At 65.3% G+C, this 25,157-nt stretch carries 24 protein-coding genes and 1 pseudogene; 16 read left to right on the top strand and 9 right to left on the bottom strand.

The window, feature by feature from the left end:
* The first annotated feature begins 131 nt into the window (after window positions 1-131).
* Both AB4Y72_RS01265 and AB4Y72_RS01260 read left to right on the top strand, forming a co-directional pair.
* A complete protein-coding gene (locus AB4Y72_RS01265) occupies window positions 132-1,520 on the top strand; it encodes a sigma 54-interacting transcriptional regulator (RefSeq protein WP_441424360.1) in 1,389 nt (462 codons plus the stop codon).
* Window positions 1,521-1,585: 65 nt separating this feature from the next.
* Complete coding sequence (locus tag AB4Y72_RS01260; protein ID WP_441424359.1) at window positions 1,586-3,589, top strand: vWA domain-containing protein; 2,004 nt, start codon at window positions 1,586-1,588, stop codon at window positions 3,587-3,589.
* 77 nt (window positions 3,590-3,666) lie between these two features.
* On the opposite strand, the gene AB4Y72_RS01255 is transcribed toward AB4Y72_RS01260, so the two are convergent.
* Window positions 3,667-4,335 (bottom strand): DNA alkylation repair protein, encoded by a 669-nt coding sequence (locus tag AB4Y72_RS01255; RefSeq protein ID WP_441424358.1) that lies wholly within the window; start codon window positions 4,333-4,335, stop codon window positions 3,667-3,669.
* A gap of 262 nt (window positions 4,336-4,597) precedes the next feature.
* Between AB4Y72_RS01255 and AB4Y72_RS01250 the strand changes: the two genes are divergently transcribed.
* The 4 genes from AB4Y72_RS01250 (at window position 4,598) to AB4Y72_RS01235 (ending at window position 7,774) form a co-directional block, all read left to right on the top strand.
* Complete coding sequence (locus AB4Y72_RS01250) at window positions 4,598-5,239, top strand: VC0807 family protein (protein ID WP_441424357.1); 642 nt, start codon at window positions 4,598-4,600, stop codon at window positions 5,237-5,239.
* Window positions 5,240-6,248: 1,009 nt separating this feature from the next.
* Entirely contained in the window at window positions 6,249-6,740 is a 492-nt protein-coding gene (locus AB4Y72_RS01245) for a hypothetical protein (RefSeq protein ID WP_441424356.1), read from the top strand.
* Window positions 6,741-6,911: 171 nt separating this feature from the next.
* Window positions 6,912-7,238: a DUF1905 domain-containing protein gene (locus AB4Y72_RS01240; RefSeq protein ID WP_441424355.1), complete on the top strand. Its 327-nt coding sequence runs from the start codon at window positions 6,912-6,914 to the stop codon at window positions 7,236-7,238.
* Between the two features lie 80 nt (window positions 7,239-7,318).
* A complete protein-coding gene (locus tag AB4Y72_RS01235) occupies window positions 7,319-7,774 on the top strand; it encodes a hypothetical protein (RefSeq protein ID WP_441424354.1) in 456 nt (151 codons plus the stop codon).
* Between the two features lie 66 nt (window positions 7,775-7,840).
* On the opposite strand, the gene AB4Y72_RS01230 is transcribed toward AB4Y72_RS01235, so the two are convergent.
* Together AB4Y72_RS01230 and AB4Y72_RS01225 are read right to left on the bottom strand one after the other, a co-directional pair.
* A complete protein-coding gene (locus AB4Y72_RS01230; protein WP_441424353.1) occupies window positions 7,841-8,941 on the bottom strand; it encodes an AAA family ATPase in 1,101 nt (366 codons plus the stop codon).
* A gap of 169 nt (window positions 8,942-9,110) precedes the next feature.
* Entirely contained in the window at window positions 9,111-9,413 is a 303-nt protein-coding gene (locus AB4Y72_RS01225) for a DUF4193 domain-containing protein (RefSeq protein WP_441424352.1), read from the bottom strand.
* A 243-nt stretch (window positions 9,414-9,656) separates the two neighbouring features.
* Between AB4Y72_RS01225 and AB4Y72_RS01220 the strand changes: the two genes are divergently transcribed.
* The 6 genes from AB4Y72_RS01220 (at window position 9,657) to AB4Y72_RS01195 (ending at window position 15,408) form a co-directional block, all read left to right on the top strand.
* Entirely contained in the window at window positions 9,657-10,220 is a 564-nt protein-coding gene (locus tag AB4Y72_RS01220) for an isochorismatase family protein (protein ID WP_441424351.1), read from the top strand.
* Between the two features lie 182 nt (window positions 10,221-10,402).
* The gene (locus AB4Y72_RS01215; RefSeq protein WP_441424350.1) at window positions 10,403-10,750 is read left to right on the top strand and encodes a hypothetical protein; all 348 of its coding nucleotides are present in this window, start codon (window positions 10,403-10,405) and stop codon (window positions 10,748-10,750) included.
* 116 nt (window positions 10,751-10,866) lie between these two features.
* Window positions 10,867-13,329: a phosphoketolase family protein gene (locus AB4Y72_RS01210; RefSeq protein ID WP_441424349.1), complete on the top strand. Its 2,463-nt coding sequence runs from the start codon at window positions 10,867-10,869 to the stop codon at window positions 13,327-13,329.
* A gap of 254 nt (window positions 13,330-13,583) precedes the next feature.
* Window positions 13,584-13,922: an ArsR/SmtB family transcription factor gene (locus AB4Y72_RS01205; protein ID WP_441424348.1), complete on the top strand. Its 339-nt coding sequence runs from the start codon at window positions 13,584-13,586 to the stop codon at window positions 13,920-13,922.
* Complete coding sequence (locus tag AB4Y72_RS01200) at window positions 13,922-14,368, top strand: SRPBCC family protein (RefSeq protein ID WP_441424347.1); 447 nt, start codon at window positions 13,922-13,924, stop codon at window positions 14,366-14,368. Before AB4Y72_RS01205 ends, AB4Y72_RS01200 begins: the two co-directional genes overlap by 1 nt.
* Before the next feature lie 305 nt (window positions 14,369-14,673).
* Window positions 14,674-15,408 (top strand): PRC-barrel domain-containing protein, encoded by a 735-nt coding sequence (locus tag AB4Y72_RS01195; RefSeq protein ID WP_441424346.1) that lies wholly within the window; start codon window positions 14,674-14,676, stop codon window positions 15,406-15,408.
* A 76-nt stretch (window positions 15,409-15,484) separates the two neighbouring features.
* On the opposite strand, the gene AB4Y72_RS01190 is transcribed toward AB4Y72_RS01195, so the two are convergent.
* From AB4Y72_RS01190 to AB4Y72_RS01165, 6 genes are all read right to left on the bottom strand, one after another.
* Window positions 15,485-16,237, bottom strand: a complete 753-nt coding sequence (locus AB4Y72_RS01190; protein WP_441424345.1) for a lytic transglycosylase domain-containing protein — start codon at window positions 16,235-16,237, stop codon at window positions 15,485-15,487.
* 94 nt (window positions 16,238-16,331) lie between these two features.
* On the bottom strand, window positions 16,332-16,634 hold the full coding sequence (locus AB4Y72_RS01185; RefSeq protein ID WP_441424575.1) for a DUF4193 domain-containing protein: 303 nt from the start codon (window positions 16,632-16,634) through the stop codon (window positions 16,332-16,334).
* 179 nt (window positions 16,635-16,813) lie between these two features.
* Window positions 16,814-17,470 carry a DedA family protein gene (locus AB4Y72_RS01180; RefSeq protein ID WP_441424344.1) on the bottom strand — a complete coding sequence of 219 codons (657 nt, stop codon included), beginning with the start codon at window positions 17,468-17,470 and terminating at the stop codon, window positions 16,814-16,816.
* A gap of 67 nt (window positions 17,471-17,537) precedes the next feature.
* Window positions 17,538-19,232, bottom strand: coding sequence for a monocarboxylate uptake permease MctP (gene mctP / locus AB4Y72_RS01175; protein ID WP_441424343.1), 1,695 nt, complete (start codon window positions 19,230-19,232; stop codon window positions 17,538-17,540).
* Window positions 19,229-19,510, bottom strand: coding sequence for a DUF3311 domain-containing protein (locus tag AB4Y72_RS01170; protein WP_441424342.1), 282 nt, complete (start codon window positions 19,508-19,510; stop codon window positions 19,229-19,231). The genes mctP and AB4Y72_RS01170 overlap by 4 nt, the downstream gene beginning before the upstream one ends.
* A gap of 171 nt (window positions 19,511-19,681) precedes the next feature.
* Window positions 19,682-20,011: a hypothetical protein gene (locus AB4Y72_RS01165; RefSeq protein WP_441424341.1), complete on the bottom strand. Its 330-nt coding sequence runs from the start codon at window positions 20,009-20,011 to the stop codon at window positions 19,682-19,684.
* Between the two features lie 264 nt (window positions 20,012-20,275).
* Here AB4Y72_RS01165 and AB4Y72_RS01160 point away from each other — a divergent pair, with 264 nt between their 5' ends.
* The 4 genes and pseudogenes from AB4Y72_RS01160 to AB4Y72_RS01145 all read left to right on the top strand — a co-directional run bounded on the left by AB4Y72_RS01160 (window position 20,276) and on the right by AB4Y72_RS01145 (window position 25,050).
* Entirely contained in the window at window positions 20,276-21,907 is a 1,632-nt protein-coding gene (locus AB4Y72_RS01160; protein ID WP_441424340.1) for an FAD-dependent oxidoreductase, read from the top strand.
* Between the two features lie 55 nt (window positions 21,908-21,962).
* On the top strand, window positions 21,963-23,279 hold the full coding sequence (locus AB4Y72_RS01155; protein ID WP_441424339.1) for a cytochrome P450: 1,317 nt from the start codon (window positions 21,963-21,965) through the stop codon (window positions 23,277-23,279).
* 30 nt (window positions 23,280-23,309) lie between these two features.
* Complete coding sequence (locus tag AB4Y72_RS01150; protein WP_441424338.1) at window positions 23,310-23,741, top strand: LexA family protein; 432 nt, start codon at window positions 23,310-23,312, stop codon at window positions 23,739-23,741.
* A gap of 8 nt (window positions 23,742-23,749) precedes the next feature.
* Window positions 23,750-25,050 (top strand): annotated as a pseudogene (locus tag AB4Y72_RS01145) (Y-family DNA polymerase).
* The last annotated feature ends 107 nt before the right edge of the window (window positions 25,051-25,157 follow it).

Raw genomic sequence — 25,157 nt, 5'->3', positions numbered from 1 at the left:
GCCCGAGCTTGCGAGGGGTGGGGAGCCGCGGAGCGGTAGCGGCAGGGGCCCCGCCCGAGCTTGCGAGCGATGGAGAAAGCCGCGGAGCGCTAGGGGGTGCCATGGCCGGGCGCGAGGACTACCTTAGAGGGGTGAGTGATCGCCCCGAAATCTTCACTGTTGGTGAACTGCGTGCCTCCGGCCACGTTCACAAGGACCTGCGCCGCGAAATCCGCGACAACCTGCTCGCCGCGCTTGCTGCCGGCCGCGATCCCTGGCCCGGGATGTACGGCTTCAGCCGGACCGTCCTGCCCCAGCTCGAGCGGGCCCTGCTCGCCGGGCACGACGTCGTCCTGCTCGGCGAACGGGGACAGGGCAAGACCCGGCTCCTCCGCACCCTGGCCGGGCTGCTGGACGAGTGGTCGCCCGTGATCGAGGAATCGGAACTGAACGAACACCCGTACGAACCGATCACGGAGCACTCCCGAGCCCGGGCCCTCACCGAGGGGGACCGGCTGCGGGTGGCGTGGCGCCACCGCTCGGAACGGTACGTCGAAAAGCTCGCGACGCCGGACACCTCCGTCGCCGACCTGATTGGCGACGTTGACCCGATGCGGGTGGCCGAGGGCCGCCGGCTAGGGGACCCGGAAACCATCCACTACGGCCTGGTCCCGCGCTCCAACCGAGGAATCATCGCCATCAACGAGCTGCCCGACCTCGCCGAGCGGATCCAGGTCTCGATGCTCAACGTGATGGAGGAACGCGACATCCAGATCCGCGGCTACGTGCTCCGACTGCCGCTCGACGTCCTCGTCGTCGCGTCCGCCAACCCGGAGGACTACACAAACCGCGGACGGATCATCACGCCGCTGAGGGACCGCTTCGGTGCCGAGATCCGCACCCATTACCCGATTGAACTCGACGACGAGGTCGCGGTTATCCGGCAGGAGGGGCAGCTGGTGGCGGGCGTCCCGCCCGTCATCCTCGAGATCCTGGCCCGCTACACCCGAGCGCTGCGGCAGTCCCCGGCGATCAACCAGACCTCCGGGGTCTCCGCGCGGTTCGCCATTGCGGGCGCCGAAACCGTCGCGGCGGCGGCGCTGCGCCGCGCCAGCGTGCGCGGAGAGGACGAGGCCGTCGCCCGGATCATCGACCTGGAGGCGGCCGTGGAGGTTCTCGGCGGGAAGATTGAGTTCGAGTCCGGCGAGGAAGGACGGGAGCAGGACATCCTGGAGCACCTCCTGCGCATGGCCACCGCGGAAGCGGTGCGGGCGCACTTCCAAGGCATCGACATGGGTCCGCTCGTGGCCGCACTCGACGGTCACTCCACCGTGACCACCGGGGAACTGGTCACGGCGCGCGAATTCCTCCAAAACCTCCCGCCCCTCAACGGATCAAGCCTCTACGAGGAAATCAGTGTGCGCCTGGGCGCCACGAACGACGGGCAGCGCGCCGCCGCCGTCGAACTGGCGCTGGAAGGTCTATACCTCGCCCGGCGGATCTCCAAGGAGTCCGACGACGAGGAAACGATCTACGGCTAGTGACATCAATGGCTGAGTAGTTCTGCGGCCAGGTGGTGGTTCTACGACTGAGTACAGGAGGGCCAATGAGCGTTCACAACCGGTCCAGGTATGGCCGGTACCGGGGAGGGCCCGATCCGCTTGCGCCGCCGGTGGACCTGGCGGAGGCGCTCGCCGCGATCGCAGAGGACGTCATGACCGGTTATTCACCCCGGCGCGCCCTGCAGGAGTTCCTGCGCCGCGGCGGCCGCAGCCATGAAGGGCTCGACGACCTCGCCGGCCGCGTTCAACAGCGCCGCAGTGAACTGCTGAGCCGGCACCGGCTGGACGGCACCCTCACGGAGGTCCAGAAGCTACTCGACACCGCGGTGCTGGAGGAGCGCAAGCAACTCGCCCGCGACGTCTCGATGGACAACACCGACCGCGCCATCCGGGAGATGCAGCTGCAGAACCTGCCCCGTTCTACGGCAGCCGCGGTCAATGAACTCGCCTCCTATGACTGGCAGTCCAGCACCGCCCGGGAAGCCTACGACCGGATCAAGGACCTGCTGGGCCGGGAGGTCCTGGACCAGAGGTTCGCCGGGATGAAACAGGCGCTCGAGAACGCCACGGAGGAGGACCGCGCGGCCGTGAGCGAGATGCTGGGTGATCTCAACGAGCTCCTCGGCAAACACCGGCGCGGCGAGGACACCGACGCGGACTTCCAGGAGTTCATGGCCCGGCACGGCGCCTTTTTTCCAGAGAATCCGCAATCTGTCGAGGAGCTGGTGGACGCGCTTGCCCAGCGCGCGGCCGCCGCCCAGCGGCTCCTGCAATCCATGTCCCCCGAGCAGCGCGATGAACTGATGCGGCTCTCCGCCCAGGCGTTCGGTTCGCCGGAACTCATGGCCCAGCTCGGCCAACTCGATGACAGCCTGCGTGCCCTGCGCCCCGGCGAGGACTGGACGGGGTCCGAACGCTTCGAGGGTGAGGAGGGACTCGGGCTAGGCGATGGCACCGGCGTGCTCCAAGACCTCGCCGAACTCGACGAACTGGCCGAACAGCTCTCCCAGGCCTATAACGGCTCAAGCCTCGATGACCTGGATCTGGACGCCCTGGCGCGCCAGCTCGGGCGGAATGCCTCAGTGACGGCCCGTACCCTCGGGGAGATCGAGCGGGCCATGCAGGACGGCGGCTACCTGCGCCGCGGTGCCGACAACGACCTCAGGTTGTCCCCGCAGGCCATGCGGCGGCTGGGCAGGTCCCTGTTGCGGGACACCGCCAAGCAACTTTCCGGCCGGCAAGGGGGCCGCGATACGCGCGTCGCCGGCGCAGCCGGGGAGCAGACCGGTTCCAGCCGCCCGTGGGAGTTCGGCGACGCCGAGCCCTGGGACGTCACGCGCACCATGACAAACGCGATCCGCCGGACGGTGGCCGACGGCGGCGACCCGAGCCGCGGGGTGCGCCTCGGTGTCGGCGACATTGAGGTGACGGAGACAGAAGCGCGCACCCAGGCCGCCGTCGTCCTGCTGGCTGATGTGTCATTCTCAATGGCCGCCGAGGGCCGGTGGGTGCCGATGAAACGGACTGCACTCGCCCTGCATCACCTCATCTCAACCCGGTTCCGCGGCGACCGTCTGCAGCTGATCACGTTCGGCCGGTACGCGCAGACCATGGACATCGGCGAGCTCACGGCCCTGCCGGCTTTACGGGAACAGGGAACCAATCTCCATCACGGCCTGCTGCTGGCGGGCCGCTTCTTCAGGCAGCACCCGTCGATGCAGCCGGTTCTGCTCGTGGTGACCGACGGCGAGCCCACTGCGCACCTGCTGGCCGACGGCGAGTCGTGGTTCTCCTGGCCGCCGGACACGGAGACCATCCGCGTCACGGTCGCCGAGCTCGACCGGCTTGGGCGTGCCGGTACCCAGGCTACGTTCTTCCGGCTCGGCGATGATCCCGGCCTGGAGCGGTTCGTCGAGCGTCTGGTCCGCCGAATCGACGGCCGGGTCGTCGCACCCGAGACCGGGGAGCTGGGAGCTGCCGTCGTGGGGGAGTACCTCCGCGCTCATTTCCGCGGCCGCCCGTACGACGACGACGATTGGGTTTCGTAACCTGCCGCGCCTTCAGCCGGTTCGTATCGGGTGCCAAGTTTTGGGGACTAGCGGCTCGAACGTGAGCGCGGACCTGCCTACCTATCTTGCTGTCGGCGAACCATCTCGGTGATCCAGATAGGCGCGAACGGAGACGTGCAGTTTGGGGGAGTCGGGTAGTCCTTGAGCACCTCCAGGCGCTCACCGACGTCGATTGCCCGGGTGCGGTGCTCGGCGTGCTCGATCCCGATCTGAGCCAGGCAGTGATTCATCGCCCACTGCAAGCGATCCGGAGCGTCCTTCATCTCCGCCTCGATGATGTCGAGCAGTCCCGCAAGGTCGAGGCCCTCGGGATTCTTCGCCACGCGTTCCGTCGTCAGCGCCCAGCCGGCACTGGCGACCACGGCATCCGGATCGGCGGACCAAGCCAGGCGCAGTTCCTCCGAGTGCGGATTCTTCTTCACCACGTAGTTCACGAGCCAGTCGTGGACCTTGGGGGTTCGCGCCTGGCGCAACATAACGTCCAGCTCGTCACGCTCGAACGCCTTCGGGCGGCAGATCAGGATCGCCAGCAGTCTCGCCGCGGTGTTATCCGTCTCCCAGAGCTGGCGTGCGAGTTCCGGCTGTGTCTTCAGCTGTTTCGCGAGTGCGCGCAGTTTGCCGAGGTTCACACCGTGATCGTCACCGTGTTTCTCGTTCACTTCACGCGCCTTCGGGTCCTCGAGGGAGGCCAGCTCGGCCATCACCTCGGCCACGATCTCGGCCATCCCAAGCCCTCCTCTCCATCACGTTCGAGGTTCAGCCTACTGCGAATGCACGCATCACCAGGTGATCAGCAAGCGCATCGTTGGGAAGCAGCGGGGACTGCCCCGGGTTTGCTTGACTCCTTGACCTGCCCCAGGGATTGATTACCCCCATGCAAAGTAGATTCTGACGAGGGTCGTCGCCGCTGGTGTGGCGGTCGGATCCATCCATAATGGGCAGATCAAGATCTTGAACCCGCATCCGGAAGAGGGATGGAGTACCCCGATGAACACTGAGCAGTCTTCGGGACAGGAGCGTCCGGGTCTGGTGACGCGTGCGCTGGTTCGCGGTCTGGCTTGGGACGTGGGGGTGCCGCTGGCTGCTTATTATGTCCTGCACCTGGCCGGTGCCACGGACTGGGCCGCGCTGTTGGCGGCGACGGGAGCCGCTGCCTGCCGGCTGTCGTGGACCGCAATCAAGGCACATTTCCTGAACCCGTTTGCGATGCTGATGGTCATCGTCTTCGGACTCGGTCTGGGCCTGTCTTTCCTTACCGGTGACCCGCGGTTTCTGCTGCTCAAGGACTCGGCCATCACCGGCGGTATTGGTGTTTCGTTCCTGGTTTTGGCTGCTCTGGGACATCCCCTGACTTTGGACGCAGCCAAGACTTGGAGCCCGGAGCGCGCCGGGGAAATGGACCGGGAATTCCACCGCAACCCGGCCGTGCGCCGCTGGCACCTGAAGATTTCTGCCGTTTGGGGTGCGGTACTGATTGCTGAGGCCAGCGCGCGGGCCGTCCTGGTCTATGTGCTGCCTATTGACGTCATGGTGGGAGTCTCTGGCGCCCTGGCAGTGATCGTTTTTGCCGCTCTCATCGCTTGGACTGTCCGGGACCGGAAACGACGGCAAGCGGCGTGGTCCTCCTGATGGCTCTGTGTCAGCTCATCGACAGCCCATGGGCCGTGCTGATGTCCGGGACTTCTGGCAACTACCACGGCAGTGCCCATCGGGTGGCTCCCTACGCGCCTGCATGGTCCCTGGGGCGCGCCGGGGGCCGGCCGGGTGCGTGCAGCAGTCCTGGGGGTGGCAATTAGTTCGGATGGGATGAAGCGCCGATAATCAACATTATGTCAAGTAGAAGACGATTATTGCATCTGAAGCACGATCACCTCCTTGACACACGGAACGCATCCCTCCGCGCTCGTCACCGAAGTTCCTCCCCCGCTCGTGGCCGAAATGCTCGGCTACAGCGACCAAGCGCAACAGAAGCACGCCACTGCGGCAGCGGATCCGTGGCCTCGATATGCTGCACACTGACGGTGCGCTCATCAAAAAGCGTTAGGGAGCACACATGGCGCCCGGAACCTTTTTCGGTCTGGCGGTGATGGGAGCTGGAATCTTTCTCTTCGCCATTTCAGGGGCCCTCACCGATCGCGCCGCGTCAGGCCGCTGACCCCGGCGGCCCATTGCCTCACGCTGCACTTTTGCCATGCCCGTAGAGTGCCGAAGCGAACTCCATAGCCGTGGGCAGATTTATTCCAAAGGGAAATATTCATTGGTACCAGTAAAAAGAGTTGATAAGTTTGTCGGTCACCTTCGTGGCACTCCCCTTTGCCGTCCTCGTCAGCCAGGGAGCCGCGATCATAAAGGCCGCGAATACTGCCTGAACTGTGTCCATGGCTTCGTTATCCTCCTCATCCCCCGGCCAAGTGGTGATAGTTACCGCTGGATCTACCCGGTAATTCGTCGTCAATTTTTCGCCCCCATCGCTTTTGCCTATGGAAAAACGTGGCACCAAAAAATTGATCCCCCCAAACCTAATGACAATCGAAGGTCCTACGTCTAGGCTCAGGTCAGCATTCATTCTCAAGGGGAAACAATGGGCCGCACCAGGCTCCTGCCAATCAAAACTTCCGTTCTATTAGCGTCATTGCTCATGACCTCATGTGCAGCGACGCCACCTGGCGGGCAGTCCACGCCGACGCCCCTCTCAGCATCCGCTCAAGCTGACAAGAGTGCACCCACTCCCCTCCCGGCCATCACATCCCAGCCGCAGGAAGTGTGCGCACCGTTCCTGCCCGGGGCGCCGTGCGCCACCTACGACAGCGTCTCAGCGACATCGAACGGCAAAGCCCTCCCCTGGGCGGCGAACGGAGCCGTCAAGGCTCAGCTCACCTCCATCAACGGTGCCCTGCTGTTGACCGTGCGGACCCCATGTGGCCCCCTGGGTGCCCCAGTGGTCATCAAGGGGAACATCCTCACCGTCGCCGGGAAGATCGCGGCAGGTGCTGAGGGATGTATAGGCGCTGCCGGTTTCCAGCGAAACTGGGTTCAGGAATTCCTGAAACGGCCCATTGCAATGACATACGCAAACGGCAAGCTGCTCTGGGTGAGCGGCGCCGACTCGCTCACCTTCAGGTCGGAATAATCACCATAAGTGGATGGCGGCCGGGTCCATCACCTACACCCCCGGGGCGTGGCATCACGTCCGTGGTGTCCTGGATACCGAACTGCCGGACGCGTGGTGCCCAAGAGTGGAAGCCGCATCGCCGGCAAAGACCGTTGATAAAGCGACGTTCGACCATTAGCGTTCCGTCACGTGGACACAATCTTCAGCGCGGAATTGTTCGAATGGCGTGGGCCGGCGCCCTTCTACTGGTTGTCGTTGCCCGCAGACGTGTGTGACTACGTCCGGGCCGAAGCATCGGCGGCCACCTACGGGTGGGGTGCCATCCCGGTGTCCGTGCGGATCGGTGGAACCGGATGGGAGACTTCGCTCCTGCCGCGCAACGGGGTGTACCTGCTGCCTGTAAAGAAGGACGTCCGCACGCAGGAGCGGTTCGGCGACGGTGACACGGTGACGGTCGCCATGAGTGTGGCGCCTCGCGGCGGCAGGGCAGCCAACGGCACCGGCCCGACCGTGTGAGCGGGTGATTTACCATCCACGTGACACCCGGGACATTTCGATCCGGACCCATTCCAACAACAGCCCGTCAGGAACCTGGTATGCACCCCGCACCTAAGCTCGCTGTGTTGGCCCTCGTTGTTCCGCTCTTCGCCGCCGCCTGTTCTCCCGGGCCGCGGGATCCTGACGTGTCCACCCGCGAAGCGTTCGCCAAGAGTGTCATGATGGCTGCCTCTTCGGGGTCAGTGGAGCAGGTCGAGAAGCTGGTGCCCGTAGACCGGATCGATGTCCGTGCCGGCGCGCAGCAGCTCGTCGATCAGGCCCACGGCTGGAACCCGGCGGCCTGGAGGGTCGGCATCCGCGACGACGTCCCCGAATACGCGATTGTGCACGTGGCACAGCCCGGGAAGCCGTCCACGATCAGATACGACATCTCCTGGACCGACGACCACTGGGGCCTGGTCCTGGGGACGTCCAGGAACCGCCCCACGACCGGATTCGCGACGCCCGGTCCGATCGGCACCGGGACGCCGAAAATCGTGGACCCTGCCAAGTAGCGCCAGCCATCCATTCATCCCGAGCACGAGCCGCGCTGGAGGCCGCCACGTTTTTTTAGCTGGGATCTAGCTGCCCGCCCGATGGGATGCCAGGTATTCGCGGAGTCCCGGGATGGCGAAGTCCACCACTCCGTGCCCGGCCGGCTCGATGAGCCCGGCGTCGATGAGGCGCGTGCGGTAGTTGCCCACCGCATTCGGCCGCATTCCTGTGCGCGTTCCGATATTCGCGGTCGACGACGGTCCCCGGTCCTCGGCCATGGCGTGAAGGAAGTCCCGGTCCCTGCCGGAAGTCGTTGACAGTGCCGCTTCGATGACCACTCGTTCGTTCCGGCGTCGAGCTGCCGTGACTGCCCGGGCCACCGCTTCGGCGTCCAAGTTGTCAGAGGCGATTTCCGCCTCGCGCCACAGATAGTAGCCGACCAGCTGGATCAGGAACGGGTATCCCCCGGTGGCCTGCGCCGCCTCTCCGGCAAGCTCAGCGCTCAGGGTGATCCCGGCGTCGGCGAATGTCTCCGAGAAGGAGCGCTCCACTTCAACGATGGAAGCGGCATGGAGATCAATGCGGTCGGCTCTCCGCAGAAAAGTGGCCACGCCTTCGTTGAGCAAGTCGGACACCGCGGCGGGCAAACCGGCGAAAATCAGGCCGATGGGTAGCCCTTCGCGAATGAAATGCTGCACGTCTGCGGCAAGCCGGGACAACTCTGCCCGGTCTGCCGCATGAATTTCGTCGACCGTAATGACCAGTCCGGTGCCGCCCTGAGCCAGCAGGCGCAGAAGTGCTGCACCGCGGACCCGCCAGTCGACCTGCTCTTCAGGGGCGAGCTGGGTGGTGACGGAGAATCCGGCAACGGACACGGCCGTGACTTTGCGGCCGGTGGGCCCTTCCCCCAGATTATTCGTGAGCAGGCGCATTGACTCGCCGATCCGCCCCACGAATCCCCCGGTGGCCGTTTCGGAAACTACCGCCCAACCGCTGCTGAGCGCCAGATCCTCTGCGGCCCCCAGCATGACAGTCTTGCCGATGCCCCTGGCGCCGGTGAAGATGGTGAGCAATCCTGGCGCGCCTGATCCAATGCGTAAGCCGTAGGCAAACTCGTCGAGGACTCCCCCGCGGCCGATCAGGTCAGGCGGCGTCGCTCCCGCTGTCGGCCGAAAAGGATTCTCCACTGCGGCTCCTGTGAACGGTTGTGTATTCTGTGAACCTGGTGAATTTCACTGTAGCCGATTTCCCGCTCGATATCCGGCCGGACACCCTGGAGCCTGCGCAGCAACGTGGCCCTCCATGAACGCGGCGCGGCGCCCAGGCCCGGCCCTGCTTTCCTTATATCCCTGCGCCTCAGCCCTCGCACTCGATGCAGTACGAGTGACCGTTCTTTTCGCGCGCGAGCTGGGACCGGTGCCGGACCAGGAAACAGGAGTAGCAGGTGAACTCGTCCTCGGCCTGGGGAATGACTTGGACAATGAGTTCTTCGGCGACAAACTCGCCGCCGGGGGTCATCGCCTCATCCAGGGCGTCGGATTCGTCCAGCTCGCGGACGACGCTGCGGGCGTCCGGGGCGTTCGCGGACTGCAGAGCCTCCAGGGAACGGTCCTGTGATTCCTTGACGTCGGAACGTACTTCGTCGTAATCGGTAGCCACTGGGCTCTAATCTCTTTTCTGGTGTTCTTTGTCTGACGGAACTGCAACGCACAGCAGGGGCAAATTGTTCCCGGTCGCGGGCCGTGCCTCCCATGCAGGAGGCGACGACAACGGGAGCGCCCCGCAGCCGAGCCCGTGGACGCCGCCGGGGGCGTGGCCGGCGATAGAGTACTTACGCCACGGGAGCGGGAAAGACTCCTTGGCGCCCTCGCCTACTCAATCGTCTTTGGGAGCCCTGACATCATGACCATCACCACGCTGGACGCGAAGACCGCCCTGATCGTTGTTGACCTGCAGCGGGGAATTGTTGCCTCCCCGAAAGCCCATCCAATCGAGCCTGTCGTGCGGAATGCTGCCCTGTTGGCCGACGCCTTCCGTCGTCGCGGACTGCCAGTGGTCCTGGTCAACGTCACCGGCGGCGCTCCCGGCCGGACGGATCAAGGCAACAGCGGCGCCAGGGAATATCCCGCCGATTTTGCCGAACTGCTGCCTGAACTGAACCAGCAGCCAGCGGACCACCTTGTGACAAAGAAAACGTGGGGGGCGTTCACCGGGACCGGCCTGGGCGCCCTCCTGGAAGACCTGGCCGTAACCCAGGTGGTGCTGTGCGGCGTCGCCACCAGCATTGGCGTGGAATCCACTGCACGGAGCGCCCATGAAGCTGGCCTGAACGTCACTTTGGCCCTCGACGCAATGACTGACTTGACGTTGAACGCCCACGAAAACTCCGTCACAACAATATTCCCCCGCCTAGGCGAGACCGGAACGACGCAGGAAATCCTGGAGATGCTCAAAACCACCCGGTAGCGACAGCTCGGGTCAGCCCTGCACGTCTGCCATCCAAGGCGCAGCGCTGGTGCGGGAAACCCGGCAGTTGTAGCATCGGGCAACGAAGCACACGCCTGTTCCTGTCGCCAGGACAGGTGGAGGAGGTCACGAACGCGACTCTTGAGGTCGCCCCGAACCTGACAACGACAGGGAGGCAATCCATGACGATCAAAATCAACGACGCCGCGTTGCGTCATGCCCGGAAAATGATCAAGGACGCCAGGATCGCCCGGGATACCCGGGATGACTGGAGCGAGCATGCCCCGGACCCCGACCAGGAAAACGCCTTCATCGACAAGCACCGTTACGCGGAATACGGCCAGTGGCATCTCGGCGAGGACAGCGAGAAGACTCCCGAGACGAAGGGGCGCTACAGCTTTCCCTTCGGAGACTTCCGCCGGCTGCACCGCTGCGCAATCCTTGCCATCGAGAGCCGGGCCGCCCAGAACGACCACGATGACATCGCCAACGCAGCGAAGTCGCTCCTCCGGGAGCTGGACAAGGACTAAGCAGACACGGTGAAACGGTAGCTGAGGTACGCGTGGGGGCACCCAGAAACGCGACCGGACTTGCTAAGCTCACTGACCATGTCCCGAACTAGCCTCGACGAAGCGGAGTTCTGCCCATGAAGCATCCGGACCAGGGCCCGAACGCTCAAATTCACGGATCCACCGCAGGTCACTACCCCGGGAACCCGGTTTGCGATGAGGGCCTGGGCCTGGTGGACCGCTGGTGGCGGGCTGCCAATTACCTCTCCGTCGGCCAGATCTACTTGCGCAGCAACCCGCTCCTGCGCCGGCCCCTTCGGGCGGAGGACACCAAGCCGCGGCTGCTGGGGCACTGGGGAACAACCCCGGGGCTGAACTTCATCTACGCCCACCTCAACCGCGTCATCCGCAGGGATGAGCAGGAGATGCTGTTCATCGCGGGCCCCGGTCATGGCGGCCCGGCGGTGGTGGCCAACGGCTGGCTGGAGGGCACGTATACCGAAATCTATGAGCACGTGGGGCCCGACGAAGCCGGCATGGCTGAACTGTTCCGGCAGTTTTCCTATCCGGGCGGGATCCCGAGCCACGCTGCGCCGGAAACCCCGGGGTCCATCAATGAGGGCGGCGAACTTGGCTACTCGCTGGCCCACGCCTACGGCTCGGTCTTTGACAACCCCAAGCTGATCACCGCCGTCGTGATCGGTGATGGCGAAGCGGAAACCGGGCCTCTTGCCGCGAGCTGGCACTCGCACACGTTCCTGGACCCCGTGGCGGACGGCGCCGTGCTTCCCGTCCTGCACCTGAACGGCTACAAGATTGCCAACCCCACCATCCTGGCCCGCATGCCGGAGGCCCAGCTCGACCAGCTCCTGCGGGGCTACGGCCACGTGCCGCACTTCGTGACAGTGACCGACCCGGCGGCGACCGCCGACGCGCACCAGGATTTTGCCGCAGCACTCGACGAGTGCCTCACTGAAATCCGGGCCATTCAAGACCGGCACCGCGGCGGGGCCGCCGGCGACGCTACCGGCGCCGCTACCGGAGAAACGTCCGGTGGCACTACGGGCTGGCCAATGATCGTCCTGCGTTCACCCAAAGGCTGGACGGGCCCCCGGACGGTGGACGGTCTGCCGGTCGAAGGCACCTGGCGAAGCCACCAGGTGCCGCTGTCCGAAGTCCGTGCCAACCCGGAGCACCTCGCCCAACTCGAAAGCTGGCTGAAGTCCTACCGACCGGATGAACTCTTCGACGACGGCGGCCGGCTCCGTCCGGAGGTCTCTGCCAACGCTCCCTCCGGCCGGCTCCGCATGAGCGCCACGGCCCACGCGAACGGCGGCGAACTGCTGTGTCCGCTGGCGTTGCCCGACTACGCCGATCACGCCGTCAAGGTGCCCCGGCCAGGCGCTGAGCTCGTCAGCCCCATGACTACCCTGGGAAGCTGGCTCGGAGACGTCATTGCCGGCAACCCGGACAACTTCCTCCTCTTCGGCCCGGACGAGACAGCGTCAAACCGTCTCCAGAATGTTTTCGACGTGACGGACAAGGTGTGGCAGTCCAGGATCGACGACGTCGACGAGCACCTGGCCCGGGCGGGCCGGGTCCTTGAAGTCCTCAGCGAACACTTGTGCCAAGGCTGGCTGGAGGGCTACCTCCTCACGGGCCGGCACGGAATCTTCAACTGCTACGAAGCATTCGTCCACATAGTTGACTCGATGTTCAACCAGCACGCGAAATGGCTGAAGGTGCACCGGGACCTGCCGTGGCGGCAGCCCGTCGCGTCACTGAACTATCTGCTCTCCTCCCATGTCTGGCAGCAGGACCACAACGGCTTCTCTCACCAAGATCCCGGATTCATCGATCATGCCGTGAACAAGAAGGCCGAAGTCATCCGTGTCTACCTGCCACCGGACGTGAATACCCTCCTCGCCGTCATGCAACACTGCCTGGAATCCAGGGATTACATCAACATCGTGATTAGCGGCAAACAGCCATCCCCCACCTGGCTCGGCCCGGATGAGGCGGCCCGGCACTGCCGGCGAGGTCTGGGTATTTGGGACTTCGCAGGTTCGGAAGTACCGGGCGAAGAACCCGACGTCGTGATGGCCTGCGCCGGGGACGTTCCCACGATCGAAACGGTTGCCGCGGCCAGGTTCCTCGCCGATGAATTGCCCGGGCTCAAGATCAGGGTGGTCAACGTGGTGGACCTCATGCGCCTCCAGGGAGCGGCCGAGCACCCGCATGGGCTATCAACGCCGGACTTCGAGGAAATCTTTGCGGCGGAGGTGCCGATCGTCTTCGCCTACCACGGCTATCCCGCGTTGATTCACCGGCTCACCTACCGGCACGGCACCCAAGACCGGCTGCATGTGCGCGGCTACAAGGAGGAGGGCACCACCACCACGCCGTTCGATATGGCCATGCTCAACGGCATAGACCGCTTTCAGCTGGCCCTCGACGTTCTCGACCGGCTCCCTGGGCAGCAGGAACGTTATTCGCTGCTGCGCCAATCCCTTCAAGACCGCAGGATCCGGGCGCGGGAGCACACCCGTCAGCACGGTGAGGACCCCGAGGAGATCCGGAACTGGGTGATGGAACCGTGAACTGCTCGACGTCGTCTCCAAGCGCGAGGGCGAAACGTCCATTGAGCTGCGCTGGCTCCAGACCCGCATGAAGCAGGCAGCCCCGCAGGCCCTGACCGTGGCGGGCTGACAGGCTGGCTGGTCTGGAAATAACGCATGAAGGGCGGCATCGTGCTGTGCGGCGGCGGCTGGGTGAGCACCCTCGTCTTGGGCGTCGTGGGGAAGGCGAGAAGCAGAACTTGACGCGTAGGATTTATCCTACATATGCTGTCCGCGTGCCCGTCCGAACGAAAGACTCCCCTGCCGATCTGCTCTTTGGAGCGCTGGCCAACCCGACCCGGCGGGACATTTTGTTCCTCCTGCTCGGTGGCCCGCGCACTGCCGGCGAAATCGCGGAGCAGTTCGACATGGCACGGCCCAGCGTTTCCGAACACTTGAGGGTCCTCCTGGACCGGCGCCTAGTTGCCGAGCAACGCGATGGCCGGACGATCCGGTACACACTGACGCCCGAGCCCCTGGCCGACGTCGCGTCCTGGCTGTCTCCGTTTGAAACCTTCTGGCGCGGACGTCTCAAAGACCTCAACACCACTCTCGACAACCTCAAGGACTCCTGATGTCAACGACATTGACCGCCATCGAACTCGACGAATTTCTCCCCCACCCGCCTTCGAAGGTGTGGCGTGCGCTCACGGAGCCGGAACTGATCGCAAAATGGCTCATGGACAACGACTTCCAGCCGGTTGTCGGTCACCGCTACACGATGCAGGGAACGCCGGTGCCGGCCGCCGGTTTCAGCGGCCTGGTCGCCAGCGAAGTGCTCGAAATCGAACCGGAAAGACTCCTCCGGATCTCCTGGCGGGACGCCAACGCCGGCAATAACTTGAGCAGTACCGTCACCTGGACGCTCGTCCCCGAGGGCGCGGGTACACGCTTGTTCCTCGCTCACGAAGGATTCGACCCGCAGGAGCCCAGCCACGTGATCGCCCACCGCATTATGGGCGGCGGCTGGCGGGGGCAGATACTCCCGCGTCTCACGCAGACGCTGGCACAGGTCGACTAAGCAAGGTCCCCGCGGAAGCTGAGACCGCGGAGCACCCGCAGGAGGGCTGGAGAGGTGGGCCTTGCTCTGGACTATCTGTAAGCAAGCTGATAATTCTGGAATCGTTAACGCCGCGAACCTCAAACGGTGATCGGCGAACGACAGCAAAGGAACAATCCGACGGCCGCCGTCCCGACAAGGAGGTCACTTCGGTGACGCTTTATCAGCCAGAGCCCGTTGAAATTTCCACCCGAATAAGGCCAGGGGAATGGACAGAGGATACTCTGCCCGCGCTCGCGGCGAACTTCCGGGAAGAGCTGCTGCGGATGGGAGCGCCGTCTGGGCAGATCACCGTCGAGACCGAACGGGATGACCGGGGCGGGGTCAGCATCCGCGCCACCTGGAATCGGCCGGCAAACGAGAACACCGAAGCGGCCCGCGACCTCGAGGCCGCGACGGGGAGCCCAACGCCAGGCAACGAGTCGCAGGCGGCAGCCGACACTCACCATCCGCCCTCCGGAACCCAAGGAAATACGACCATGCTGAACAGGGAAGATATTAACGGTTTGATCCAGAGCAAAGGCAATGTCATAAGCGTCGACGGCGACACGATCGGCGGCATCGGCCAGATCTACGTCGACGACGCGACAGAGCGGCCTAGCTGGGCAACCGTGGCCACCGGTCTCTTTGGCACCCATGAATCCTTTTTCCCGCTCGAAGGAGCGCGGATCGACGGCTCCGACCTCGTCATCCCGTACAACAAGGCCCTCGTCAAGGACGCGCCCCGCATCGAACCCGAAGGCGAACTCGAACCTGACGAACAAGACCGCCTTTACCGCCATTACCAGCGCGACGGCGGCCTGCAGACCTACAGCGAGTCCCGCGGCATGCCCGGAACCAGTTCCGGCGCGGAGGTGGCCGCCGAGGCCGGGAGCCAGGAGGCCGGACAGCGCCGGTTGCGCCGATACACCACGGCCCCAGACCTGGCCCTGGGCCTCCCGGTCAACCGCGGGGAAGCCGCCGGGGACGACAAACCGGCGGCAGGCGCCAAACAAGGCTAGATGGGAGCCGACGGCCTCACCGCCGGTCTGCCCCTTCTGGTGGACTGCCTGCCACCAGCAAGGTCAGCACAAGGAGTTATCCCCCCGGGCCCGCCTGCGCGGCGTAGGCGGTGGCCCGGTCGCGTACGTGGCCCACATAGGAATCAGACTGGTTGTAGGAGTAGACGGCGTCCGTCCAGCCTTCTGCGGTGGTGAGGTCACGGCCGTGGGCGCACAGGTAGGAGGCGGCAGTCAGCGCGGCGTCGTCGATGTTAAACGGGTCGGCCTTCCCGTCCCCGTTTCCGTCCCGCCCGAAGAGCCGCCAGGTGGACGGAATGAATTGCATGGGGCCGACGGCGTGGTCCCAATGTGCGTCGCCGTCCAGGGCGCCGGCGTCGGTATCGGGGATGGCAGCGAAACCGTCGCCGTTGAGGCTCGGACCGACAATCGGCCGGCTCGCCTGGCCGGTAGGCGTCAGGCCTCCCCCGCCATGAGTCCCGTGGCCGGATTCGACGAAGCCGACGGCGGCGACGGTATTCCAGCCGATCCCGCACGCGGGCGCGGAGTTGTTGGCCGCACCGGCCGCAGCCACGTAGGCCTCAAGGGCGCGGGCCGGAATGCCGGTCTGCGCGGCGGCATGGGTAAGCCACTGGGCGTCCGTGCTTCGTGTGATGTTCACGGCGGAGGTGATGCCGCTGGACAGCGTGTGGAGTTTCGCCTCCGCGCGCGGCGGGGGCGGCGTGGCACCGCGGGCTTCAGCGCCGGACAAGGGCAGGGCCCAAAAGATAAACCCGGTGATCACGCAAAACACGAACAGGCCGAGCACAGCGAGGCGTTTCACGCGGAGCATGGACTAGGCGGACCCGCCCTGGGCGTTGGTGAACCGCCCGTCGCGGGGCACATGAAATAGCGCGCCGGGGCCGGACATGAGGGAGGCCATGGTCTCAGCCTTCACAATCGACGCAGTAAGCGTGGCCGTTCTTCTCGAGCGCCAGCTGGGACCGGTGCCGGACCAGGAAACACGAGTGACACGTGAACTCGTCCTGAGCCTGCGGGATGACCTGTACAACGAGTTCCTCGGAGACGAATTCCCCGCCCGGCACGATGGCATCGTCAAAAGCATCAGCTTCATCCAGCTCACGGACAACGCTGCGGGCGTCCGGAGCGTTGGCAGACTGCAAAGCCTGCAGGGAATGCTCCTGGGACTCCTTGACGTCGGATCGGACTTCGTCGTAATCGGTTGCCACTGCGGTGACTCTCATTCCTAATGTTTTTTCTGATGGGAAGCCAACGTACACCATTGCGCGCGTTTCCCTGCACCCGACGGACATGCCATCCTGCTCCGAATTAGCCAGCCGGGGAAGTTGCGGGGACCGCCGACGTCGCGCTGCCCGCCCGCCGCTTCCCTCCGTTCGGGGTTCTTCGGTCAGGGTTCCGCCCTGCCCTCGGCCCGGCCAGTACCGGGCCCCGTGCCCGCGGCGCGTGCGGCGCGGGCCTTGCGGATGCGCCAGGTGATCACCACAACCAGCGCTGCCACGACGACGACGGCGGTCACGTCGCGCCCTACGGTTTTGGCTGCCGCTTGGTAGGAGTTCCCGGCGACAAATCCGAGAAGGACACATCCTGCACCCCACACCAGACCGCCGGCGACGTTGAAGGCCAGAAATTTCGGATAGTGCATGCCGGAGGTCCCCGCCAGAGCGGGCATGACGGCGCGGAAAAACGCGACGAACCGCCCCAGGAAAACCGCCATGCCGCCGCGGCGACGCAGGAAGTCCTGCGCCCGCTGAAGTTTTGCCCGACGCTTGCTAAGGACGTTGAGATCCAAGAACCTGGGCCCGAGGTGCTTGCCCACCTCGTAACCGACCGTGTCCCCGATGACCGCGGCGAGGACCACGAGAACGATCATTGACGACACGGGCACGTTCCCGCGGCTCGCCACGACCCCGCCGAGGATCGCCGCCGTCTCGCCGGGAACAATGAAGCCAATGAAAAGGGCATCCTCGGCGAACACCAGCAGGCCCACGATAAGCAGCGCCAGCAGCGGACTGACGTTCAAGATGTTGTCCACAAATCCGCTCAACGGAATCCCGCTCCCTGGCCAAACGCCCCGGACACGGCCAGTCCGTGCCGGACATCATCCTACGTGCCTAAAATGTGGGTCCTCCGGGTTCGGCGACAGGGAGTTCGCGTTGGATTTGGGCTACCTTGGGATCGTTCTCGTCTGCCCCGTAGTCCGAAGTGCGGGTGATGTCCGTGCCACCAGGGAGCTTGATGGCACGGAAGAGCAGAGACAAAGCTGCCGCAACGATCAGGTTTATCGCAAACGCCACAACGGCGATATAGACCGGAATGTCGGTTCCCGGGATGGCTGCGATGGAACCGCCGAAGTTGGCTTTCGTGACCGGGTTGACCACGTTGTAGGCCGCGACGGTCCCGTAGATGATCCCGGCTGCCCAACCGCCGAACAGGGCCCACCGGTGAAACCACCGGGTGTACAGCCCGCCCACGATCGCCGGGAACGTCTGCAGGATCCAGATACCGCCCAGAAGCTGCATGTTGATGGCCGCCGACTGGTCCATGGCAATGACGAATATCAGTGCGCCGAACTTCACCACAAGCGACGCGATCTTGGAGACCTTTGCTTCCTGCCGGGGTGTGGCCTCAGGCCTGATCAGATCGCGGTAAATGTTGCGGGTAAACAGGTTCGCCGCCGCGATCGACATGATCGCGGCCGGGACCAGAGCCCCGATGGCGATGGCAGCAAGGGCGATGCCGGCAAACCAGGCCGGGAAATAGTCCAGGAACAGTTGCGGCACCACCAGCTGCGGGTTCACGGCGCCATTCAGGTCGATGGGCTTGGTCCCTGCGTAGATGGCGGCGTAGCCCAGCAGCGCCAGGAACCCCAGCATCAGCGAATAAAGCGGCAGCACGGCCGCGTTCCTCCGGATGGTGTTTCTGCTCTTGGTCGCCAGGACTCCGGTGATGGAGTGTGGATACATGAACAACGCCAGGGCCGATCCCAGAGCCAGCGTCCAGTACGCGGAGTAACTGCCCGCGCCCGGTATGAAGATCCCCGTCGGTTTGCCGGTGGCCGGGTTGATCGCACCCATTTTTGTCTCAGCCGAGTCGAAGATATTCCCCCAGCCCCCGAACTTGATCGGCAGGTAGATGACCGCAACGATCACTGCCAGATAGATCAGCAGATCCTTCACCACGGCGATCAGGGCCGGAGCCCGCAGGCCGGACGTATACGTGTAGGCGGCCAGGACCACGAAGGCGATGATCAGCGGCAGGTCCGTCAGCAGCACGTTCTCTGGACTGCCCAGGCCCAGCACCGTGAGCACGGCCTTGATGCCGACCAGTTGTAGCGCGATGTAAGGCATGGTCGCAACGATGCCGGTGACCGCCACGGCAAGGGTAAGAGCCCTGCTGCCATAGCGGCCGCCAACAAAGTCCGCCGGCGTAACGAACCCATGCCGGTGCGAGACAGACCACAGCCGGCTCATCAGCAGGAAGACAATCGGGTACAGCACAATCGTGTAGGGAACCGCGAAGAAACCTGTCACCGCTCCGGTGGCCCACATTGCCGCCGGGACGGCCACGAACGTGTAGGCCGTGTAGAGATCACCGCCCAGCAGGAACCAGGTCACCCATGTTCCAAACCCCCGGCCCCCGAGGCCCCACTCGTCCAGGCTGTGCAGTCCTGTCGCCTCTCCCCTGCGCCACCGCGCAGCAAAGAACCCCAAGACTGCCACCAGGATGAACAGGATGATCACAATGCTGAGTGCGACGCCGTTAATGGGTCGGTCCGGAGCCGCCAACGGAAGGGCGCCGGCGCTCATGGCTCCTCCTCGGGGCTCGTGAGGCCGCGCACGGATTCGCGCCGGCGGCGGTCCTCCTTGCTGACCAACCAGAAGGAGATCCCCACTAGCCCCGAGGTGATCGGAATCCACATCATCTGATACCAGTAGAAGAACGGCATACCGGCCAGGCGCGGCTCATCGTGCGAGTACGCAGGCACAAACAACGGAACCACAATGGCGATGGCCAAGAGGATTCCCGTGATGACATACGGACCGGATCGGGCTGGACCGCGCGTGGGTACATCGGGACTGGACATCGACGCCTCCTCATCGAGACGGCCCCGGAGCGGGAAGGCTTCCCGGGATGTGCCGGCGGCCTGTGGACCGCGTTCCTGGCGGTCTTTACCAACAGAATAGACACTGGATTTATTCTTCGACAGAGCAAGGCGCCCAGCGATTCGCGAAGCGGTCGTGACGCTGTCGTCACGCTAAAACGAGCGCCGCCGTCGGAGGGGACGGCGGGTCTTTGACAGATCAATCGTCGAGGCGTTGCCCTTGACGTTTGTTGAGTACTTGTCGAGGATGCTGAGGACGCTCTTGGCACCCTCGGCGTTCATCATGCCGTCCTTGTTGAACGCGGTCTCGGTGTCGTTGATGGATTTCTCGTACAGGGCCCGGCCCGCGTTGGCGTATTCCTTCGGCATCTTGGCAGCGATCTCCGCGGCGGTGTGGCTGTTGATGAAGCGGAGCGCACCCACGAAGGCGTTGACGACCTTTTGCACGGTCTGAGGGTTCTTCTGCACGAAATCGCAGCTCATGCACCCAGACGGCCAAAGTCCGCCGTATTCCCCGCACAGCAGCCTGCGTCGCCAGTCCCAGCCTCGCCTGATCCGGCAGAAAGCCTCTTCCGCGGCCCGCGCCCGAGGCCTAGACTCGATTCGCTTGAGCAAGAATCGATGCCCGCGCGCCGGCCCGGAAGTCCGGCCATGCGCGGAGCCGCCCGGTTCACGAACGGGCCGCCAGCTCACCGGCGGAGGGTGGGTTCAGCCCGTCAGGGTCCCTCAACCCGGGAGAAGTTCGGCATGCGGCTCGTCGTGGATCTCACCAAATGCCAAGGCTACGCCCAGTGCGCCTTCCTCGCCCCGGACGTCTTCACGATCCAGGGGGACGAGGCCCTCACGTACGATCCGGACCCGGACGAGGCGCAGCGCACGAGGATCCGGCGGGCCGCCGCCGCATGTCCGGTGCAGGCCATCCAGCTCGACCGGCGGGACGGCCCGGACGGCTCGCGGCATCCGAAAGACGCTCGGGGAACGGCCGGCGCTTTCTCGCTCAACGGGGACACGTTCAAACAAACCGGCCGGATCGTCGTCGTGGGCGCGTCATTGACCGGGCTCAGCGCAGCGGAGCGGTTGCGGGAGGAAGGGTTTACCGGCCCGCTGACGCTCATCGGAGAGGAACCGCATGCGCCGTACGACCGGCCGCCGCTGTCGAAACAGGTCCTGGCAGGATCGGTACCGTCCGAGGACACGTCGCTGCCGCGCCGCCGGGCAATCGACGCCGACTGGCGCCTGGGCGTCGCGGCCACGGGTCTGGATCTGGCCGCGAAGCAGGTCCACTTGGCGGACGGCAGCAGGATCGGATTCGACAAGTTGCTGATCGCCACCGGTGCGCGGGCCCGGTCCTGGCCCAACGCCGCGGAGGCGGCGCTCGCCGGAGTCCTGACACTGCGTACCCGGGAGGACGCGGCAACGCTTCGGCGGCTCCTGGCGGGCCATCCTCGGCGGGTCCTGGTCATCGGCGCCGGGTTTATCGGCTGCGAAGTTGCTTCGGTCTGCCGGGAACTCGGCCTGGCGGTCACCGTCGCGGAGGGTGGACCGGCGCCGCTCGGCGCGGCGCTGGGCGGGGTGATCGGCGCCATCGCCGGTGAGCTGCAGATTGAGAACGGCGTGGACCTGCGCTGCGGCGTCCGGGTGGTTTCGCTCGACGGCGACGCCACCGGAAAGCTCCGCAGCGCCCTCCTCTCCGACGGCACAAGACTTGACGTGGACGTGGCGGTCGCCGCCCTGGGGGCCGTTCGCAACGTCGAATGGCTCGCCGGTTCCGGGCTCGCAAGCGGCATATGGGGCGTCGCGTGCGACGCCGGCTGCCGGGCTTTTGACGTGAACGGGCTGGTCACCGACGACGTCTTCGTCGCCGGGGACGTGGCCCGCGCCCCGCAGCCGATGTTCGGCTACCAATTCCTCGCCACTGAGCACTGGGGCAACGCGGTCTCCCAGGCCGAGGTTGCAGCGCACAACATGGTCAGCGGCGAGACGGAGCGATGGCCGCATCTTGGTGTGCCGAAATTCTGGTCCGTCCAGTTCGGCACAGAAATCAAGAGCGTGGGCGTGCCCTCGGTCGCCGACCAGGTCGCCATCGTGCAAGGATCGGTGGCCCTGCGGAGGTTCCTCGCGGTCTACGGCTACAAGGGCCGCATCGTGGCTGCGGTGGCCTTCAACCAGAACAAATGGCTTGATTACTATGAAGCGCTGATCGACCAGGCGGCGCCTTTCCCGCCGTCCTTCCAGCGTGTCGACGAACCGGCCGACGCCCAGCCGGTTCCGGCCGGGTTCCAGCCCGCCGTGAGCCCCACGCAGGACGCGACCGTCGTCGTGACCGGTCACTATCCCAATGAGCGGCGCGCCAGATTGACCGATCGCCGCCTGCCATAACGCGCCGTCCGGGAGCCCGGCGGCAGCCGGCCCCACGACCCAAGGAGCCTTCACCATGGCCCAGCCCAGCACTTGGGAGCAGATCCTCGACTACTCCAACCGGGCAAACCCATACCCGTTTTACGACGAGCTGCGCAAGACCCCGGTGACACGCCTCGAGGACGGCAGCTACCTCGTGAGCACCTATGCGGAGATTGCCGCCCTGCTGCACGACCCGAGGGTCAGTTCCGACATTGAGCGGAACCCGGCGGCCGCCGCGATGCGCGCCGCTGCCGGCGAGGAGGGGGACGGAGCAGGGATGACTCCCACCTTCCTCAGCATGGATCCTCCTGATCACGACAAGTTTCGACGGATCACCATGCGGCACTTCGGACCACCCACGACGCCTGGCAGGGTGGCCGGGATGGAGGCGAGGATGGCGGAAATTGTCACCGGCCTGGTCGACGAGATGGCGGACCGCAGCCGGATCGACGTCGTCGATGATCTGGCGTATCCGCTGCCCGTCACGGTGATCTGCGAACTGCTTGGCGTGCCCCCGGGCGACGAACAACGCTTCCGGGTCTGGGTCGACGTCGCCCTGCAATCCACGGATCCCGGCCTTGATCCCGAAACACAACAACAAAAGCGTGCTGAAGCCGGCAGGGAGCTGCGCGCTTTCATGGAAGAACTGGTTGAAGCCCACCGGCGAGCGCCGGGCGGTGACCTCCTCTCAGCGTTGGCCACCGACGACGGCCCGGAAGGCCGGATGCCGGATGAGCAGCTGGTGGGCACCGGGCTCCTTCTGCTCATTGCCGGACATGAAACCACCGTGAACCTCATCTCCAATGGTGCGCTGACCTTGCTCCGCCACCCGGCGGAGCTGCAAAGGCTGCGCAACGATCCCGACCTTGTCATCCCGATGGTCGAGGAGCTGCTGCGTTACGAGCCGCCCGTGCATTTCATCCCGTTCCGCACGGCCCTCGACGACATCGACATCGCCGGGACCACCATCCCCGCCGGCGCCTCCCTCACCCTGGTCCTGGCCGCGGGCAACCGGGACCCCGCGCACGTCACTGACCCCGGCCTCTTCATTCCCGACCGGCAGAACAACCAACACCTCGGCTTTGGCGGCGGGGTCCATCTGTGCTTCGGGGCGCCCTTGGCCCGGCTGGAAGCCCAGATCGCGCTCACCGCGTTCGCCACGAGGCTGGAGAATCCGCGGCTGGTCTCCGACCCGCCCCCGTACCGCCCGAGCCCGTTCCTTCGCGGCCCCTCCCACCTCCCTGTCGACATCGACGGCGTCACCGCTCCCGGCCCGGCCGGCGGGGGCCTCGCCGGCCAGGCACCTCAGCACGGCCGTTCTTTTGTCCGCCCACACCGCTACACTGAATGAATCGAACATATATTCGAATGAGGGTGTGTTGTGGGCGTTGTTGTGGGTCCCCGGGTGATCGATGCGGGCATGTCGTTGTTGTCGGTGCTGGTCTCCCCCGTCCCCGTCGCGGCCGGGTATCCGTCGCCCGCGCAGGACTATTTTGACGGCCGGATCGACCTGAACGAGCACCTGATCAAGGACATCACCAGCACCTACGTCGTGCGGGTGTCCGGGGACTCGATGGAACGCGCCGGCATCAGCGACGGCGACGAGTTGATCGTCAACCGTGCGCTGGAACCCAAGGACGGGTCCGTGGTCATTGCCGTCCTGGACGGGGAACTGACCATCAAACGGCTGCGGGTCACCGGAACCGGCGTCGTGCTGCAGGCGGAGAACCCCGCGTACCCGGACATCCGGGTCCCGTCCCTGTCGGATCTGGTCATCTGGGGTGTCGCGAACCGGTGCCTGCACCATATCTGAGAACCGCCATGTCTAATCCCGCCCCGATGCGACACATGCCCCAGATCGCGCACGTGGATGTGAACTGCTTCTACGCGTCGGCCGAACGGGCATTCGACCCCTCCCTGGAGGGCCGGCCCGTCGTTGTCCTGTCCAATAACGACGGCTGCGCCGTCACCCGGTCCCCCGAAGCCAAAGCCCTCGGCATCCCCCTGGGCGAGCCGTGGTTCAAACTCGCCCCGCGGGCCAAGGAATGGGGACTCGTTGCCTTGTCCAGCAACTACGAGCTCTACGGGGACATCAGCGCACGGGTCATGGCACTGCTGGGCCGGTATTCGGCGTGGCTGGAGGTTTATAGCATCGACGAGGCGTTCCTCGGCGTCAAAGGCACCCCGAATGAGCTGCTGGCCCTGGGCCGGAGCATGAAGGCCGCCGTGCGGCGCAACGTCGGGGTTCCGGTCTGCGTCGGGATCGCCGGGACCAAGACCCTGGCGAAGCTGGCCAACAAATGGGCCAAGAACAACCCCGCCTTCGACGGCGTCTGCCACTGGGACTCCGTGCCGGCCGCGGACCGGGAGTCGCTCATGCGCCGCCTGTCGGTGATTGAGATCTGGGGCGTCGCCACCCGGCTGACCAAACGGCTCAACGCCTTAGGCGTCCATTCGATTCTTGACCTGTCCCGGGCCGATCCGGTCATGATCCGGGACCGCTTCTCCGTGGTGATGATGCGCACCGTCCTGGAACTGCAGGGCACCCCCTGCATCCCGATGGAGGAAGAGCGGATCGGCCGGGACCAGTTCATCTTTTCCCGTTCCTTCGCCACCCCCATCACCACGGCGGGCGGGATGCGGCAGGTCATGAGCGTCTACGGCCAGCAGGCCGCGGCGCGTCTGGCCAAACACGGGCTCCAGGCCAAGGTCCTCACCGCGTTCGCCGGCACCTCACACTTCAACCCGTACGACACCGCCTACCCCTCGGTCTGCGTGGCGCTGCCGATGCCCACCGCAGATCCCGTGCTGCTGACCCGGGCTGCCCATGCCCTCCTCCCCCACATCCACGAAGGCATCAGGTACGCCAAGGCCGGCATCATGGTCACCGACCTCCGGCCCGCCGGCAACCAGGCACCCCTGACCCTGTTCGAAAACCCGCACGAGGAACGCCACATCGGCACTCTCTTGGAAGACGTCACCCGCCGGTACGGGCGCGGCTCCATCGGCCTGGGCCACGCGGGAATCCGGGGCGGGCCGGACTGGACCATGAAACGGGACATGCTCTCCCCCCCCGCTACACCACCCACTGGGACGAACTCCCGCTCGTCAAAGCCGCCTAATCCAGGAGCCACCGCACGGGGCGCACCACGAAAACGCACCCGTTACTGACCGACACCAATGCCACCACTGCCGGGGCCCGCCGGATCCCCGGCCTGCCCTTCGCCGG

Origin of the sequence: Arthrobacter sp. YAF34, assembly GCF_052113245.1 — a bacterium.
In the GTDB taxonomy this organism is placed as follows: Bacteria; Actinomycetota; Actinomycetes; order Actinomycetales; family Micrococcaceae; genus Arthrobacter.
The sequence above is the reverse complement of the archived record's forward strand: the minus strand, read 5'-3'. Positions and strand labels throughout refer to the sequence as shown.

What these genes read in the sequence shown, in the direction of transcription:
- AB4Y72_RS01260 (WP_441424359.1), top strand. Translation starts at nt 1,586, where the DNA reads ATGAGCGTTCACAACCGGTCCAGGTATGGCCGGTACCGGGGAGGGCCC.
- AB4Y72_RS01255 (WP_441424358.1), bottom strand. Translation starts at nt 4,335, where the DNA reads ATGGCCGAGATCGTGGCCGAGGTGATGGCCGAGCTGGCCTCCCTCGAG.
- AB4Y72_RS01250 (WP_441424357.1), top strand. Translation starts at nt 4,598, where the DNA reads ATGAACACTGAGCAGTCTTCGGGACAGGAGCGTCCGGGTCTGGTGACG.
- AB4Y72_RS01245 (WP_441424356.1), top strand. Translation starts at nt 6,249, where the DNA reads ATGACCTCATGTGCAGCGACGCCACCTGGCGGGCAGTCCACGCCGACG.
- AB4Y72_RS01235 (WP_441424354.1), top strand. Translation starts at nt 7,319, where the DNA reads ATGCACCCCGCACCTAAGCTCGCTGTGTTGGCCCTCGTTGTTCCGCTC.
- AB4Y72_RS01220 (WP_441424351.1), top strand. Translation starts at nt 9,657, where the DNA reads ATGACCATCACCACGCTGGACGCGAAGACCGCCCTGATCGTTGTTGAC.
- AB4Y72_RS01215 (WP_441424350.1), top strand. Translation starts at nt 10,403, where the DNA reads ATGACGATCAAAATCAACGACGCCGCGTTGCGTCATGCCCGGAAAATG.
- AB4Y72_RS01210 (WP_441424349.1), top strand. Translation starts at nt 10,867, where the DNA reads ATGAAGCATCCGGACCAGGGCCCGAACGCTCAAATTCACGGATCCACC.
- AB4Y72_RS01200 (WP_441424347.1), top strand. Translation starts at nt 13,922, where the DNA reads ATGTCAACGACATTGACCGCCATCGAACTCGACGAATTTCTCCCCCAC.
- AB4Y72_RS01195 (WP_441424346.1), top strand. Translation starts at nt 14,674, where the DNA reads ATGGGAGCGCCGTCTGGGCAGATCACCGTCGAGACCGAACGGGATGAC.
- AB4Y72_RS01190 (WP_441424345.1), bottom strand. Translation starts at nt 16,237, where the DNA reads ATGCTCCGCGTGAAACGCCTCGCTGTGCTCGGCCTGTTCGTGTTTTGC.
- mctP (WP_441424343.1), bottom strand. Translation starts at nt 19,232, where the DNA reads ATGAGCGCCGGCGCCCTTCCGTTGGCGGCTCCGGACCGACCCATTAAC.
- AB4Y72_RS01170 (WP_441424342.1), bottom strand. Translation starts at nt 19,510, where the DNA reads ATGTCCAGTCCCGATGTACCCACGCGCGGTCCAGCCCGATCCGGTCCG.
- AB4Y72_RS01165 (WP_441424341.1), bottom strand. Translation starts at nt 20,011, where the DNA reads ATGAGCTGCGATTTCGTGCAGAAGAACCCTCAGACCGTGCAAAAGGTC.
- AB4Y72_RS01160 (WP_441424340.1), top strand. Translation starts at nt 20,276, where the DNA reads ATGCGGCTCGTCGTGGATCTCACCAAATGCCAAGGCTACGCCCAGTGC.
- AB4Y72_RS01155 (WP_441424339.1), top strand. Translation starts at nt 21,963, where the DNA reads ATGGCCCAGCCCAGCACTTGGGAGCAGATCCTCGACTACTCCAACCGG.